At 64.2% G+C, this 15,782-nt stretch carries 15 protein-coding genes; 3 read left to right on the top strand and 12 right to left on the bottom strand.

What is annotated here, in order from left to right:
* Window positions 1–16: 16 nt before the first annotated feature.
* Window positions 17–1,966, bottom strand: coding sequence for a 1,4-alpha-glucan branching protein GlgB (gene glgB, locus I8J29_RS12105; protein ID WP_208847864.1), 1,950 nt, complete (start codon window positions 1,964–1,966; stop codon window positions 17–19).
* Window positions 1,967–2,114: 148 nt separating this feature from the next.
* Complete coding sequence (locus tag I8J29_RS12100; protein ID WP_208847863.1) at window positions 2,115–2,588, bottom strand: MarR family winged helix-turn-helix transcriptional regulator; 474 nt, start codon at window positions 2,586–2,588, stop codon at window positions 2,115–2,117.
* Window positions 2,589–2,811: 223 nt separating this feature from the next.
* On the opposite strand from I8J29_RS12100, the gene I8J29_RS12095 reads away from it, so the two are divergent.
* Entirely contained in the window at window positions 2,812–3,978 is a 1,167-nt protein-coding gene (locus I8J29_RS12095; RefSeq protein ID WP_208847862.1) for an iron-containing alcohol dehydrogenase, read from the top strand.
* Between the two features lie 324 nt (window positions 3,979–4,302).
* The gene (locus I8J29_RS12090; protein ID WP_208847861.1) at window positions 4,303–5,334 is read left to right on the top strand and encodes a DUF2332 domain-containing protein; all 1,032 of its coding nucleotides are present in this window, start codon (window positions 4,303–4,305) and stop codon (window positions 5,332–5,334) included.
* Between the two features lie 256 nt (window positions 5,335–5,590).
* Here I8J29_RS12090 and I8J29_RS12085 read toward each other — a convergent pair whose 3' ends face one another.
* Window positions 5,591–6,484 (bottom strand): helix-turn-helix transcriptional regulator, encoded by an 894-nt coding sequence (locus tag I8J29_RS12085; RefSeq protein ID WP_090635685.1) that lies wholly within the window; start codon window positions 6,482–6,484, stop codon window positions 5,591–5,593.
* 248 nt (window positions 6,485–6,732) lie between these two features.
* Between I8J29_RS12085 and cysC the strand changes: the two genes are divergently transcribed.
* Window positions 6,733–7,344 carry an adenylyl-sulfate kinase gene (gene cysC, locus I8J29_RS12080; RefSeq protein WP_208847860.1) on the top strand — a complete coding sequence of 204 codons (612 nt, stop codon included), beginning with the start codon at window positions 6,733–6,735 and terminating at the stop codon, window positions 7,342–7,344.
* 66 nt (window positions 7,345–7,410) lie between these two features.
* Here cysC and I8J29_RS12075 read toward each other — a convergent pair whose 3' ends face one another.
* The 9 genes from I8J29_RS12075 to I8J29_RS12035 form a co-directional block, all read right to left on the bottom strand.
* Complete coding sequence (locus tag I8J29_RS12075; protein WP_208847859.1) at window positions 7,411–9,213, bottom strand: ABC transporter ATP-binding protein; 1,803 nt, start codon at window positions 9,211–9,213, stop codon at window positions 7,411–7,413.
* Between the two features lie 16 nt (window positions 9,214–9,229).
* Window positions 9,230–10,165 carry a phosphoenolpyruvate carboxykinase (ATP) gene (locus I8J29_RS12070; RefSeq protein ID WP_208847858.1) on the bottom strand — a complete coding sequence of 312 codons (936 nt, stop codon included), beginning with the start codon at window positions 10,163–10,165 and terminating at the stop codon, window positions 9,230–9,232.
* Window positions 10,166–10,267: 102 nt separating this feature from the next.
* A complete protein-coding gene (locus tag I8J29_RS12065) occupies window positions 10,268–10,405 on the bottom strand; it encodes a paeninodin family lasso peptide (RefSeq protein ID WP_208847857.1) in 138 nt (45 codons plus the stop codon).
* 32 nt (window positions 10,406–10,437) lie between these two features.
* Window positions 10,438–12,378: an asparagine synthase-related protein gene (locus I8J29_RS12060; protein WP_208847856.1), complete on the bottom strand. Its 1,941-nt coding sequence runs from the start codon at window positions 12,376–12,378 to the stop codon at window positions 10,438–10,440.
* A gap of 282 nt (window positions 12,379–12,660) precedes the next feature.
* On the bottom strand, window positions 12,661–13,773 hold the full coding sequence (locus I8J29_RS12055) for a nucleotidyltransferase domain-containing protein (protein ID WP_208847855.1): 1,113 nt from the start codon (window positions 13,771–13,773) through the stop codon (window positions 12,661–12,663).
* 55 nt (window positions 13,774–13,828) lie between these two features.
* Entirely contained in the window at window positions 13,829–14,242 is a 414-nt protein-coding gene (locus I8J29_RS12050) for a lasso peptide biosynthesis B2 protein (protein ID WP_208847928.1), read from the bottom strand.
* A 43-nt stretch (window positions 14,243–14,285) separates the two neighbouring features.
* Window positions 14,286–14,582 (bottom strand): lasso peptide biosynthesis PqqD family chaperone, encoded by a 297-nt coding sequence (locus tag I8J29_RS12045; protein WP_090635676.1) that lies wholly within the window; start codon window positions 14,580–14,582, stop codon window positions 14,286–14,288.
* Entirely contained in the window at window positions 14,579–15,535 is a 957-nt protein-coding gene (locus I8J29_RS12040; protein WP_208847854.1) for a phosphoenolpyruvate carboxykinase (ATP), read from the bottom strand. Before I8J29_RS12040 ends, I8J29_RS12045 begins: the two co-directional genes overlap by 4 nt.
* Before the next feature lie 103 nt (window positions 15,536–15,638).
* Window positions 15,639–15,767, bottom strand: a complete 129-nt coding sequence (locus tag I8J29_RS12035) for a paeninodin family lasso peptide (RefSeq protein ID WP_143088857.1) — start codon at window positions 15,765–15,767, stop codon at window positions 15,639–15,641.
* Window positions 15,768–15,782 lie beyond the last annotated feature (15 nt).

Genomic DNA, 15,782 nt, shown 5'->3' with positions numbered 1-15,782 from the left:
CAGCGCAAATTGTGCCTTACGTCCTTCCATGCAAAGCGGAAAAGCGTTCGCTGCGGCCATGTTCCCCTGGGGCAAACACGAACAGTTGAAACGAAAGCGGCGGAAGATCGAGCAGCAGGCTGCAGGGCCTTCCATGCCAGGATGTCTTGGTGCTGTATAGGACTTCCGGCGCATGCGCCAAGGCACCGCCGAAAGCTGCCGCCTCACTGTGCAAAGCCACCCGGTAACGGCCGGGCTCCGGAACGCCGACGCGGAATTCGGGGTAGTGGTTCGACGAGAAGTTGCAGACGACGACCGAGAAGTCGTTCGCCGCGTGCCCGCGCCGCATGAAGACGATGACGCTCTGGGCGGCGTTGTGGACGTCGATCCACTCGAAGCCGCCGGGATCGCAGTCCCGTTCCCACAGCGAAGGCTCTTCGCCGTAGGCCCTGTTCAGCGCCTTGACGTAAGCGTGCATGGCCGCGTGCTTCGGGTACAGCAGCAGCTTCCAATCGAGCGGCTCGTCGTATTTCCATTCGTCGAATTGGCCGTATTCGCCGCCCATGAAGAGCAGCTTCTTGCCGGGATGCGTCATCCAATACCCGTAGAACAGGCGCAGCTGCGCGAAGCGCTGGTCGTACGGGCCCGACATTTTGTTGAGCAGCGATTTTTTGCCGTGCACGACTTCGTCGTGGGAGAGCGGCAGCACGTAATTTTCCGAGAAGGCGTAAAGCAGCGAGAAGGTAATCAAATTGTGGTGGCGCATCCGCTCGCGCGGATCGAGCGCCATATAACGGAGCATGTCGTTCATCCAGCCCATGTTCCACTTGAAATTGAAGCCGAGTCCGCCCATGTACGTCGGGGACGTGACGGCCGGCCAGGAAGAGGAATCCTCCGCGATCATGAGCGCGTCGGGATAATAGCGAAACACCGTTTCGTTCAGCCGCTTCAGGAAGCGGATGGCGTCGATGTTCTCGTTTCCGCCGAAGGCGTTGAACGTGAACATTTCGGGGGGTTTGTCGAAGTGAAGGTCGATCATGCTGGCGACGGCGTCCACGCGAAGGCCGTCGATATGGTAGACGTCCATCCAGAAGACGGCGTTCGAGATCAGGAAGCTTTGGACCTCCGTCCGGCCGAAGTCGAAGGCCAGCGTGCCCCACAGCGGCTTCTCGGCCCGCTTCGCGTCCGCGCCTTCGTAGATCGGCGTGCCGTCGAACAGGCGAAGCCCGTGGTCGTCCTTGCAGAAATGGCCGGGGACCCAATCCAAGAGGACGCCGATGCCCTTCTGATGGCACCGGTCGATCAGGTACATGAGCTGCTGCGGCGTGCCGAACCGGCTCGTGGCGGCGTAATAGCCGATGACCTGGTAGCCCCAGGACATGTCGAGCGGATGCTCGGTGACCGGGAGGAGCTCGATATGCGTGTAGCCCATGCCGGCGACGTAATCGACGAGTTCGTCCGCGATTTCCTCGTACGTCCAGAAGAGCTCCTTGCCCCAGCTGCGCCAGGAGGACAGATGAACCTCGTACACGAGCATCGCTTCGTGGTAGGGGCTGACCTCCTGCTTGCGCTTCTGCCAGGCGGCGTCCTTCCACGCGTAATCGGACAAGTCGGCCACGACGGACGCGGTGTTCGGCCGCACCTCGGCCTGGAACGCGTACGGATCGGATTTCAGCCGCTTTGCCCCGTCCTGCGTATGTATTTCGTACTTATAGACCGTGCCCGTACTCAAATCGGGAACGAAGAGGCTCCAAACGCCCGTATCGCCGATCGGCTCCATGACGTGGCGCTTGCCGTCCCAGCCGTTGAAGTCGCCCACGACCCGCACGCTGCGGGCGTTCGGCGCCCATACGGCGAAGCGCACGCCCTGCTCGTCGGCCAGACGGATGGGATGCGCACCGAATGTGCGGTAGCTGTGATAGAGATCGCCGTTATTGAAGAGAAACAAATCGCGCAAAGAGATTCCGATCGTTGCCGCGTTCGCCATAAAGTGCCATCCACCTCCCATATGTAGCTTCTTTGTAAAGGTTTTGTCAAAAATGCTAACGCAACGCGACCATGGTTCCATTATACACGCCCCGCCCGGTCTTGGCACTTATTTTCAGAAAATTCTTGTAGCTTGGGAACCCGGGTCTTTAGACGCGTTCCATGTCGATTTCGTACGCCTCGAGCGCGTCCAATATGCGCCTGTGCCCGTCCAGCAGCGCGCCGATCTGCCCCTCGTCCATCGCTTCCAGCGCGGCCGCCATCGCCCGGTACGAATACGCCTGCCGGATCGACCGGCCCGCGAGCTCCTCGCCTTTCGGCGTCAGCTTCACGTTAATCTCCCGGCGGTTGCCCTCCGCCTGCGTCCGTTCCGCGATGCCCGCCTGCACCAGCCCTTCGACGCTGACGCTGAGCGTGCTCTTCGAGGCGTGCAGCCGTTCGGTCAGCTCCTTCAGCGTCAGGCCCGGGTCGCGGTGCAGCGTGTTGACGACGGCCATGCCCTGCAGGGTAAGCCCGAGGCTCTCCGCGTTGCGGCGGGTAAACTCGGAGGCCGCCCGCGTCACGGCCATGAACGATTGCAGCACGTCGGCGGCTTGTTTCACTTTCGGATCGGAATAGTCCAATCGCACTCTCTCCTTCGTCCGTTCGACACCGAGTTTACATAGTTCGACAAAGAACTGTTCGTATATGAACTATTATAAAAGGGACGCGGCAATCTCGTCAAGCTTCTTTCTTCCCCTCGCTCCGCTCCACGCGGCGATCGCGCGCTCCCCCGCGGGCCGGCTTGACTTCGCGTTTTTGGTATCGCTAAGATAAAGAGGTTCGAAACCATTTTGGAGGTGCAGCATGCAAAATTTCGCTTTTCACAACCCGACGAAAATCGTATTCGGCAAAGGGACCGTGTCGCAGCTCGGCGGCCTGGTCGCGCCTTTCGGAAAGACGGTTTTACTTGTATATGGATCCGGAAGCATAAAAAGAACCGGCCTGTATGACGAAGTCGCGGACCAGCTCCGTTCCGTCGGCGCCAAGGTCGTCGAATTGTCCGGCATCGAGCCGAATCCGCGGCTGACGTCCGTCCGCCGCGGGATCGAGCTGTGCCGCGCGGAAGGCGTCGACTTCGTGCTCGCCGTCGGCGGAGGCAGCGTGCTGGACGCCGCCAAGGCGATCGCGGCGGGCGCGCGCTACGACGGCGACGTCTGGGATTTCTTCATGCACAAGGCGAAGATCGCGGACGCGCTGCCGATGGGCTCCGTCCTGACGCTGTCGGCCACCGGCTCGGAAATGAACGGCAACGCCGTCATATCGAACTGGGAGACGAAGCAGAAGCGTTCGTTCGGCAGCATACATACTTACCCACGCTTCTCCGTTCTTGACCCAACGCTGACGTTCTCCGTGCCGCGCGACCAGACGGTGAACGGCGTCGTCGACATCATGTCGCACGTGTTCGAGCAGTACTTCTCGCTGACGACGGACGTGCCGCTGCAGGAACGGCTGTGCGAATCGATTCTGCTCACGGTCATCGAGAACGCGGAGAAGGCGCTCGAGAAGCCGGACGATTACGCGGCGCGCGCCAATCTGATGCTGTGCGGCACGATGGCGCTGAACGGCGGCCTGATCAGCGTCGGCATGGCCAACGACTGGGCGTCCCACGGCATCGAGCACGAGATCAGCGCGATCTACGACATTCCGCACGGCGCGGGCCTGTCGATCGTGTTCCCGAACTGGATGCGCTACGTGTACGAATCGCGGATCGACCGGTTCGTGCAGTACGCGGAGCGCGTCTGGGGCATCGAACGCGGCGGCAAGTCCGACGAAGACATGGCGCTCGCCGGCATCAACGCGACGCGCGCGTTCTTCACCCGGATCGGCGCGCCGGCGACGCTGTCCTTCTACGACATCGGCGAAGAGCACTTGGACGTCATGGCGCGGGAAGCGGTCCTGTTCGGCCCGATCGGCAGCTTCAAGAAGCTGAACGAGAAGGACGTGAAGGAAATTTTGACGCTGGCGCTGTAAGCCCGGCGGGCTGGCGGTCTAGAGAACCGGGGTTGGAAGCCGGGGCAGGATACGCAGGCGGCGTTTCGACTTCGGGCCGTGACGCCGGTTGAAGGACGATGCGCCGAATCTCGGCCGCGAATGTCGCCCGTTGTCGAATGAACGCAAAAGATCTCCCCTCCGTTAACGGAGGGGGAGATCTTTTTTGCGTGTGCTTATATCGCCGATGCCGCGACACGCGATCAACTTATTTTATATGAAAGATAAAATAGTTAAAATTCCGTTTATCGCTATCGGCGTATATACTACGTATACCATCCGCTCTGACAAGGAGGCTTCTCCCCTATGCCGCTGCCACAGCCGCTGCCGGACCTGTTCCGCCATTTCGCCGAACGTTGCTTCCGCGGCTCCAGCCCGCTCTACGAACGGCTCTCGCTGGCCGTCGCGGAGGATCCGGAGCTGCTCGGGCTCGCGTCCAAGGCACAGCCCGGCCAGTTGCCCCCGAACATGCTGTTCGGGGCCGTCCACGACCTGCTCCTCCGGGGCGACGAGCATCCGCTCCGGTACTTCTATCCGAGCTTGACGCCGAACCCCGGCGACCCCGAGCTCGCCGTCCGGCCGTTCAAGGCTTACTGCCGCGCGAGGCGAGGCGAGCTCGCGCGGCTCATCGGGACACGGCGCGTCCAGACGAACGAGGTGAACCGCTGCGCCTTCCTGTATCCCGCCTTCTGCCTGATCCACCGCGACGCCGGCAAGCCGCTCGCCTTGATCGAGGCCGGCGCGAGCGCGGGACTTAATCTGCTGTGGGACCGCTACGCGTACGATTACGGCACGGGCGAAATCTTCGGCAGCCCGTTCCCCGCCCTTGCGCTGAAGTCGGAGCCTCGCGGCGGGACGATGCCGTTCCTCGATCGCCGCAGCCCGCCCGTGGCCGCCCGCGTCGGGATCGACCTGCGCGTGAGCGACCTGCGCCGGGAGGACGATTACCGGTGGCTGCAGGCCCTCGTCTGGCCGGAGCACCGCGAACGGCGGACGAACCTCGCGAAGGCCGCCGCCAGCCTGAAGGCGCAGCCGCCGCTTCTCGTCGAGGGCGACGCGATCGCGCTGCTCGGCGAAGCGGCCGCGGAGATGCCGGGGGACGCGGCGCTGGTCGTCTTCCACACGCACGTCGCCAATCAGTTCTCGCCGGAAGGGAAGCAGGCCTTCCTGGCACGGCTCGAGGCCATCGCCGAGCAGCGCGCCGTCTATCATCTTTATAATAATATGGGCGACGCGCTGCTCCGTCTGGACCGCCATGCAGGCGGCCGCGCGCAGCGGCTCGCGGCCGCCGAGACGGACGCCCACGGCCGGTGGTTCCGCTGGCTGGACGCGCCGTGAACGCGGACCGGCCGCTGTTCGCCCGGCGGCCGGGCTCGCCGTCTCAAGCACGCTGCCCCGGAAGGCAGGCGCCGGGCGGACATCCCGCCGGACGAACCGCCTCAGGCGTGCTGCCTTCGGCGGGTCGACAGCGCCGCGGCCGCGCTGCCGGTCGATCCGCAGCCGCCGGGCAATCTTCCGGCAGACAGCGCAAAGAAGCACGGACGAGGCGTCCGTGCTTCTTTCGCCGCCGGCGTCCGCGTGCGGACCGCCCGGCCTATTCGTCTTCCTCGTCCGGCCGGTTCGGCCGGGACAGCGACGTTCCGGTGAACCGCTTCCGGTACGAGAGCGGCGTGATGCCGACATGCTCCGCGAACGAGCGGGAGAAATGCGGCGTCTGCTTGAAGCCGGTCTCGTCGGCGATCCGCGAGATCGGCCAGTTCGTCTTCATCAGCATGAGCTTCGCTTGATCCATCCGGTACGCGAGCAAATACTGCTGCGGCGTGCAGTCGAACACCTCGCCCATGCAGCGCGCGATGTAGTTGGGGTGCAGCCCCATGACCTCGCCGAGCTTGCTGTTCGTCACGGTCGTGCGGAAATTCATTTTCAAGTAGGCGGCCGCTTCCTCGGCGACGGAGATCGGCGCCTTCGCCGCGTCGCTCCGCCAGCCTTCGTCGAACAGCTGCAGCAGGTGCAGGAACCACTGCTGGCGCTGCCAGAACGCGGCATGCGAGGTGCCGAGCGCCGCGTCGTGCAGCTTGCCGAAGAGCGAGATCGCTTCCTCCGGATACGAGACCGTCATCGTCTTCGGCAGCCGGATGGCGTAGGAGTAGTAGTCGCCGCGAAGGGAGCCGCAGCTATTTCCTTCGTGCTCCTCCCACGGCCCGGCCGTCTGGAAGTGGACCCAGTCGAACACCGTCTCTTCCGTGCAGGGCTTGGTCGGGTAATGCCACAGGTCCGGCCGCAGAATAAGCATTTGGCCGGGGCCGATTTCCCAGGTATCGGACTCCTCGCCGATGTGCAGCGTGCCGCTGTGAACGAAGAGCAGGTCAAACACGCCGATGTTCCGGCGATTCGGATGCTCGCCGCCTTTCGAATACGTTCCGCGATTGGACTCGATGAAATACGGCAGCGGCGGCGAAAGAAAGGTAAGCAGCGGTGCGGACGACAAGCCGGAAGCCCCCCAGTAGCGATGTGCGAGAATAGTCTTGTTGCCCGTATATTTTAGCAGACATAGCCGGCGCGAGGAATACAAAAACGGAAAAAAGACGCCGGGTCCCGAAATTTTCCGGACGGCGGCTCCGAAGCGCTATCCGGACCCGGTCCGGAAGCCTCATTCTCGCGGTCGGCGGCAACTTCGGTCCCGGGCTGTGCTAGAATAAGTACGAGCGGCTAACCGCATACGGAGGAGATGACAGCATGGAACAGAAGAGCAGCAACATTACCTGGCAGCAATCCATGGTGACGCGGCAGGACCGCAACCGAAGAAACGGCCACGGCAGTCTCGCGCTGTGGTTCACCGGCTTGTCCGGCGCCGGCAAGTCGACGCTCGCGCTGACGCTCGAGAAGGCGCTGCACGACCGGGGCATCGGCTCGTACGTGCTCGACGGCGACAACATCCGGCACGGGCTTAACCGCGACCTCGGCTTCTCGGAGGAAGACCGCAAGGAGAATCTGCGTCGGATCGGGGAAGTGTCGAAGCTGTTCGCGGATGCCGGTCTCGTCGTGCTGTCGGCGTTCATCTCGCCGGACGAGCAGGACCGCCGGATGGTCCGGGAGCTGTTCGCGCCGGGCGAGTTCGCCGAGGTCTACGTGAAATGCTCGCTCGAGGAGTGCGAGAAGCGGGATCCGAAAGGTTTGTACAAGAAGGCGCGCAGCGGGCAGATCCGCAACTTCACGGGCATCGACGCCAAATACGACGTGCCTGGCAGCCCGGAGCTCGTCATCGATACGGAACGGACGCCGGTGGAGGAAGCGGTGCGGCTGCTGCTCGGGTATTTGGAGGAACGGAACGTCCTCGCGAACGGTTAAGCGCGGAAACGCCCAGCCGGGCGTGGACGCCGGCCATGAAGAAGAACACGCCAAAAAAAGCCGGGGCTATGCGTTCGCCCCGGCTTGAAATTCCAGCAATTTGCCGAACGCGCCTCTGGCGTCCGCGGACAGCTGCTGGTAGCCGCCCCGCTGGATGACGCGTCCTTTGTCGAGCACGAGCACCTGGTCCGCATTGCGGATCGTGGACAGCCGGTGGGCGATGACGATGATCGTCGTTTTGCCCTTCAGCCGGTCCAGCGCATGCTGGATCTTCGCTTCGTTCTCGCTGTCCAAGGCGCTGGTCGCCTCGTCCAGAATCAGCATCGCCGGCTTGCGCAGAATCGCCCGCGCCAGCACGATCCGCTGCCTCTCCCCGCCCGACAGCCGCACCCCGCGGTCCCCGAGCACCGTATCGAGCCCCTGCGGCAGCGCCCGCACGAATTCGTCCGACGCCGAGAATTCCAAGGCTTCCCACATTTGCGCTTCGCTGGCGTCCGGCGCCGCGATCAGCAGGTTTTCCCGGATGCTCGCGTGGAACAGGAACGGATCCTGCGAGACGTAGCTGACGGAACGCCGCAGCGAGAAGCCGTCCTCCTGCCCCAGCCGTTTCCCGTCCACGAGCACTTCGCCTTCCTGCGGCTTGATGAGCCCGATCAGCAGATCGATCAAGGTGCTCTTGCCCGCCCCGGACTTGCCGACGATCGCCGTCATGCTGTTCACCGGGATCGCCAGGCTGACGTCCTCGAGGGCGTAACCCGCGCCGCCGCTCTCGTACTTATAATGAATGCCGCGGCATTCAATGCCCTCGTTCATGCGCAGCGGCTTGGCGTCCTGCGCGGCGTCCACATCCGCCAGCTCCTTCGCGAGCAAGCATTCCCGCTCCAAGTCCGCCAGGCTCTTGAAGGCCGGCAGCGACTGCGCGATTTGTTCCCAATTGGCCTGCAGCGCCGAGAATTTCGGCCACAGCCGGGAGAAGATGACGATGATCAGCACGAGGCTTTCGGCCGGCACCTTGAACGCTTCGAGCGACAGGAACACGAACAGCGAGATCAGCACGACGGACGCGACCTTGTAGACGAACTGCGAGGCCGACTGCGTGCGGCCGAAATGCACGAGGTTATGCTTCATCCGGCCGCACAGCGCGCGGAACCACGACATATGCTGCGCTTCCGTCATATTGCTCTTGATGTCCTTCATGCCGTTGAAATGGTCGGTCATGCCGCCGATGTACTGCTGCGCCAGCTCTGTCGTTTCGTCCCCGATCGACTTCGAGCGCTTGATGAACTTGCTGGAATAGACCGCGACCGCGATGCCGCAGACCAGCACCATCGCCGTCAGCTTGGCCGACAGCCACAGCGCGAAGCCGATCTGCACGGCGGTGAACAGCAGCGTCGTCGTCAGGCGCAGCGCCAGGTAAGTGCTCATGCTGACGCGCAGCAGCTCGTTCGTCATGACGTGCGTGAAGTCGGAACGGCGGTTCTTCAGGTAGAACGGCCACCCGGCCTGCAGCAAGCCCCGGTACAGGTCCTCGCGCAGGTAGCGGATGAAGCCGTGCTGGATTTCCAGGTTCAGGTTCGACTGCTTGCGCTGCATGAGCGCCTGCCCCGTGATGAGTACGATAAACCCGCCCAGCAGCACCGCGAGCCGCGTCTTCTCCGGGATCGCCTTCAGCGGCTCCACGAGCCCGGACACGAACGGAATGCCGCTCGTATTCAGCGAGAATATCCCGATCAGCCCGAGCGCGGGGACGAGCATGAAGATGCCGATGCCCTCCAGGAAACTGATCAGCGTCATGCCGATCAGATTCACGTAGAGCTTGTAGCCGGCGTACCGGCGAAGCTTGTCGATATAATGAAGCAAATGCCTCATGGTCTGCTCTCCCTCCTTATCCGTGCGAGATTCCCGCGCCTTCGCCGGCCGCCTCCAGCACGAGCGCGACCAGCTCGTCCGCGCTGAAGCCGCTCTCGGGCCGGCGGAGCTGGTACATCGCGATGCGGTCGACGACCGAGACGGACGTCGAGAAATGCCGGTGGTCCAGGCCGAGCCGGGAAATCAAAAATTGACGGTACGTATGATAGCGGACGGTCGGCAGCCGCTCCAGCCCGCGAAGGCGGCGCAGCTCCGCGCGGTCGCCGTCCGTCTTCACGAGCTCGAACACGCCGGCGAGCGGGACGGGGTCGCTGCAAAACCGCTGCGCGACCGGAATCGCGAACTTCGTCGCGTACAGCGGCACGTAACGGCCGTCCTGCATGCCGAGCCGGTCGATGCTTTCCTGCCACAGCTTCTGCTGCGGATAGGCGGGAATGACGTACGGGACGCGGTCGCGGGTCAGCGTGACGGCCACGACGTCGTCGGTCAGCAGCGGATAGCCGCGCTGCAGCAGGGCGGCGGCCAAGGTCGACTTCCCCGCGCCGGAATCGCCGACGAACGCGTACGCCCGGCCGCCGATCACGACGGCGCTGCCGTGGAGCGGCAGCAGCTGGCGCTGAAACAGCAGCGCGCCCATGCAGGTGCCGAGCAGATACAGGCGAATGGCCGTTTCCGTGGCGCCCTCCTCCGGCGAGACGGTAATTTCCCGGCCGTCCCGTACCCGGTAGATGCCCGTTCCTTCGATGCGCAGCATGAATTCGCCGTCGCCGAAAGCATAGTAATCGTCGGCCTCCGCCCGCTCGCGCCAACGGGCCGTCAAATCCTCCCTGCGAATAACGACGTCCGCCTCGCCGGCCGGATCCGCGTCCGCAAGCAGCTCCGGGAGGTCGATCCCGCTCGCGATCGCGAGCCCGAACGCCCGATATCTCATGCGCTGTGCCGCAACATTCATCTTCCTCACCTTTTCTTCGTTGTCATGTCCCGATCTATGATGAAAGGCCCTTATACGCCTACCGCGCATAAGGGCCTAAGGTTGAACGCGTACCGCTTCCGTTTAGGATTCGTTCTCGTGCGCATGACCGTTGTTGCCGCCTTTGCCGTTCTTGTCCGGGAAGACGCCGTTCGGTCCGCCCATCGTCGCGCTGACGTCCAAAATCTCCAGCGTCAGTTCCTGCCAAGCTTTCCGTTCCATTCTGCTTCACCTCCCTTCAAAGCGCGCCGGCCTCAAGCCAAACTCTTCAAAAACCGCCAAGCGATCAGCGCCCGCATCAGCAGCCGCGCATCCGGGTCGTACGCGTACTCCGGCCGGGGCTCCGTTCCGATCCGTTCGAGCGACGCCTTGACCTGCGCCACGTTCAAATAGTCGGCGGCGGCGGAGTCGCGGCAGAGCAGCCGCAGCTCGTCGACGAAGCGCGGCCAGGCCGGCCGCATCCGGTGCAGCCAATCCGCGCCCTGCACGCCGCGCACGCGCTGGTTCAGCCGCACGTCGTCCGGCAGGTACGAAGCCGTCGCCCGGCGGATGAGCGCGCGGTCCATCCCGTGGCGGACATATTGCTCGTCCGGCACCGACAGGCAGAACCGGATGACGCGCGGGTCGGCCGTGGGGTCACGCTCCCAGACGCCGTAGCGCAACGAGAACTTGGTGACGGACGTGCCCTGGTGATTGGAATACGCCAGACCTCCGAATTGGTAGGCCCGCGCCGCGAACTCGTCGAAGTCGGCGCCCTCGAGGCCGACGTCGTGGCCGGCCAGCCGGGCGTAGACGCCCGTTCTGGCGGCCAAGCCCGGATGGATGAGCCGCGGCTCCGGGGCGGCCGCCCGCCGGCGGTTCGCGATGCCAGCCGCGAACGGAAACGCCTGCTCCCCGATCGCCGGCAGCAGCCGCGAACGGCCGACGTTGACGCGCCGCCCGTACTGCTTGAGCTCGCGGTACAGCCGGATCCAGCGCAGCCCGCGCAGCAGCCGGGCGTAATAATCCATGGCCGGACCCCAAGAGACGGAATAGTTGCCCCGCGCTCCCGTCAGCAGCACGCCGACGCCGTCGGCCTGCGCCCGTTCCAGAATGCCTTTGATCCAGAACGAATTCTCGAAGAACTTGTAAGGTCCCTCCAGCAGTCCGATCAGATCGTCGATCTCGCCGTAAGAGTCCCGGCCCGCGAAGTCGAGGCCGCTGTACGCCATATTGCCCACGTGCCCGACCGTCGAGCGAATGTACGGGCTCTCGTCGGCCGCGAGCCTTCTCGGCGTCCAGTCCGCGAAATCCGGCGCCGGCAGGTAGCTGTACGCCTGCAGCGTCTTGCCCGCTTCCCGCAGCGGCCCGGCGGCGAAGCCGACGACCGCGCCGGAATCCAAGCCGCCGCTCAAGCTCGCGCCGACCTTCCGGAACGTGCGCAGCTTCGACGAGACCGCCTCGCGAAACACGTCGCGGAACGCCTCCTCGTAATCGCCGTCCGTCCGCAGCCGGAGCGGCTCCCGCGGCGCGTCGAGCGCGTCGTACTGCTCCACCGTCAGCCGCCCGTCCTCGACCGCCAGCCAATGCGCCGGCGGCAGCTGCCCGACCGACCGGTAGACCGTGCCGCGCACGTCGACGGCGTCGAGAATGACCGGAATCGCGAGAAACTCCGCGAGCCACGATTCGTTGACGTCCTTGCGCGCGCCGGGCAGTTCCAGCAAGGGATGCACGGCCGTGCAGAACGCGAAGCGCCCCGCGTCCCGGCGGTAATAGAGCGTGCGGCTGCCCAGCAAATCGCGGGCGCCGAACAACATGCGCTTCCGCTCGTCCCACAGGACGAAGGCATAATCGCCGATCAGCCGGCGCGGCGCTTCCTTGCCCCACTTCAGATAGGCCGCCGCGATCAGCTCGGCGTCGCCCATGCGGCCCCTGCGCCCGGGCTCGATGCCGAGCAGGCCGAACAGCTCGTCCCGGTTGTCGAGAATCGCGTCCGCGGCGACGGCCACTTGCCCGCCGTTGTCGTAGTAGGGCAGCGATTCGCCGACCGATTCCGGCGTGATCCATTGGACGCGGCAGCCGAGAAAGACGGGGCCGGACCGCCAGACGCGGTCGTCGTCGGCCGGATAGCGCCGCAGCGCCTCCATCAGCCGGCCGCCGTCTTCTTCCGTGACCGGTCCGCCGTCATAATTGAAAATTCCGGCAATTGCGCTCATGATGTCCTCCGGTGCTTCCGGCCCTTCGCCGCTGCGCGACCGCGAGGCCAAAACCGCGGCGAAGGCCTGTCCGTGCTTCTGTATGGTTGTCCTTCATCATGCTCGTACGCGGCGCGCCCGCATTCCCGGACGCCGTTGTCGTTCGATAACTCGATCATCGCCGCGGCAGCGCGCTTTAGCGCTTTATCGCTGCGTTCCCTTATACGATTCGACGATTCCCGCTATTTTATGGGGGTCATGCCGAAATTTGCAATATAAGGGAATATTGGGATGCGGGTCGGCTCATGCCCCCTGCTTCACCTGACGCCACAGCCAGACGAAAGGCCGCAGCGGGAAATACAGGAAGTGCAGCGGCTTCGGCAGCGGCAGCGCCTCGGTGTCCCGAAAGCTCGGATACAGCTGGCTGATTAGATACGCCGACTTCTGCCGCCTCGTCTTCAAGGCGAACAAATATCGCTTGTACACGCGGTCCAGCTCCTTGTCGGCCGGCGCGAACGAGACCATGTCCTGTATAAAATAGAGCGACCGCTCCGCCAACTCGCGCCGGTGGCCGCCCGCGAGCATCGGCGCCGCCTCCGGCGGAACCGGCGTGCCGAACATCGCGGCCGCGAGCGTCAGCGCCTGGCCGCCAAGCTGCAGGCAGCCGTAGCGCCGCATCATCGCGGCGAGCATGCCCCAATCGAGGCCGAGGCGCGCGAGCCGGTCGATGTCGGCCAGCCAGCGCAGCCGGAACCAGCCGTGGCGCGCGCCGTGCGAGACGAGGTACATGAACAGGTCCTCGCCGCCGAGCAGATGCACGTCCCGCTTCGAGAGCGGGCTGCGGCGGCTCCGGCGCCACAGCTCCTCGAACGGCGGCTCCTTGCCCATGTCGGAATTGAGCCGCCAATGCAGCTCCACCTGGACGCGCGTCTCCGGATGCGTGAAGGAGATGTGATGCACCTTCCACTTCCAGTTGAAGACGCGCGGGGCGCCGCCGTCGCTCCGGTAGCCGAGCCCGAGCAGCCGCTCTTCGGCGGCTTCGACGTCCGCCATCGGCACGAGGACGTCGAGGTCCTTGGACGTGCGCAGCGAGAGGTCGCCGTACAGCTCCTTCGCGAGCACCGGTCCTTTCAGCACGATCGGCCGGATGCCGCGTTCCCGCAGCTCGGCGCAGACGCGCTCCATCTCTCCGCTCAGCCGCAGCATTTGAAACGCATTGCGCATGAAATCGCCATGAAGGGCTTGCAGCACATCGGCCGGAATCAATTGGCTGGCCTTCAGCCGGGCGTACAGCTGGGGGTAGACCCGGTGATGCCGGACAAGCGCCAGGAATTGATTCCAATCGATGTGCGGCACCGGTGGCCCGTCCGATCGCCGCTCCCGCGCTTCGGCATCCGACCGCATGAAAGCCAGCATGATGTGCAGTTCCTCCGGAAAAGCGCTTAAATCCAGCGTACAATCGTGTTCCATATCAGGCACCTTCCATCCTCTCCGCGCGTTTAGCCGTTCCGAACGAGGCCACGGCCGTGAACTGTCCCATTTCCTCGGCGCCGGTCACGTAGAAGGGTCCGCTGCGCAGCCAGGCGTGCGCGATCATCTTCCCTTCGGCGTCCCGCGCCGTTCCCAAATACAACGTGCTCGCGATGCTCCGCCGCTCCAGCATCTTCTTGGCGGCGATCGCCCGCACCAGGCATTGGCTTTCCCAGAACGTATGGCGGCTCATCGTCTGAATGACCTGCGCCACGCGCCGGATCGCCGCTTCGTCGGCCGGCTCGTGCGCGAGCGGCGTCTCCTGCATGCGGCGCCCCAGGGAGGGCGCGATCCTTGCGAAGGGCAAGGCCTTCAGGACGCGCGCAAGCCCCAGGTAGAGCAGCGCTTCCGCCATCAGCCGCTTCTTCCCGAGCGGCAGCGACCAGAACTTCGCCAGCTTACCCTTCACCTTTCCGCACCTCGATGAGCGCTTCCCCGTGCAGGTTTTTCAGAAACGCCGTCACCTGCTCCTCGCAGGCCGAGCGGTCGATGTCGTATTCCGCCACGAGCTCGTCCACGAGCCGCTTGACCGGAATCGGCGAAGCCATCAGCTCCCATACCCGTCCGCCGACCGCGCCGAGGTTGTAGTACTTCCCGGAATTAATGCTGAACATCACCTTCTCGCCGCTCATGTCGCTGACCACGCTGCCCGCCGACTGAACCACCGTTTGTTCTACCAGGGATAAATGCGTCATTGCCGTCGCTCTCCTTCTCGTATCGTGTGTAAGATCGCCGTCGCAAGCCGCCGGGCCGTGAACCCTTCGACCGGCCTGCTCAGCTGATGCAAGTCCGTATGATTGGCGATGTCCGCCGCCGTCTTGAAATGCCATTGCGCCAGCCCCAGCCGGTGTATGAGCCGGTTGCGGTACGTATGGAGCAGCAGGACGCGCAGCCGTTCGAGATTCGGCAGCGGCCGGATCGCGATCGCGCCGACTTGCGCCGGCAGCAGCTCGAACACCCCGCCAAGCGGCAGCGGCGTCTCGCAGAACCGCGCGGACGCCGGGACGGCGAATTTCGTCGTTTCCCGGTAGATCGGCTTCAAGCGCTCCCGTTCGGCGTTCATGCCGAGCTGCTCGAGGCTCTGGCGCCACAGCTTCTGCTGCGGATAAGCCGGCGCCACGACGGGCCTCCCGCCCGCTCCGTCCGGCGTCACCGCGATGACGTCGTCGCTCACGAGCCGGTACCCCTCGTCGCCGAACACCGCCGCGAGCGTCGATTTGCCCGCGCCGGAATCGCCGACGAACGCGTACGCTTTGCCGTCGATTTCGACCGCGCTTCCGTGCAGCGGCAGCACGCCGCGCAGCAGCAGCAGCGCGCCCATGCACGTGCCGAGCAGATAAACGCGCACCTTCTCGGGATCCGCGCCGGGAAGCGGGGATACCGTGATGCGGGTTCCGTCCTCGATGCTGTAGAACGCCGTCTCCGGAATCAGAAAGAGAAACCGGTTGCCGATGCGCGAGAAATTGCTGCCGGCTTCGTCCAGCTCGTCTTCCAGCCGGTCGACGGCGCCGTACGCGATCGTGACGTCCGCCTGCTCTCCTTCGCCGCCGTAAGCGGGCGCGGAAAGCTCGGGAAGCGGAATCTCGCTCGCGAAGCGCAAGCCGAACGCCGCGTACGCGTAAGCCGTTTGCCGCAATGCCGATATCATGCCGTTCAGCTCCTTTTCGCCCGAATGAAGAAGATGTCCTTATATAACCCGGTAGCGGATTATATAAGGACATTCGTCGACATTCTTAAGTATGATGCGGGTACTAGCTCGGGTTGTAGATGTCCATGTCGTCCGTCGTTACGTAGTCGATCGTCGTGTTGCCTTTGCCGTACATCGTCTCGCTAACTTCGAGGGATTCCAGCGTCGGGATCGTCCATTCCTTCTTTGCCATTCGTTTCACCTCCCT

It is taken from the genome of Paenibacillus artemisiicola (assembly GCF_017652985.1).
GTDB lineage: Bacteria > Bacillota > Bacilli > Paenibacillales > Paenibacillaceae > Paenibacillus_Z > Paenibacillus_Z artemisiicola.
This window is presented reverse-complemented; position numbering and strand designations above follow the sequence as displayed.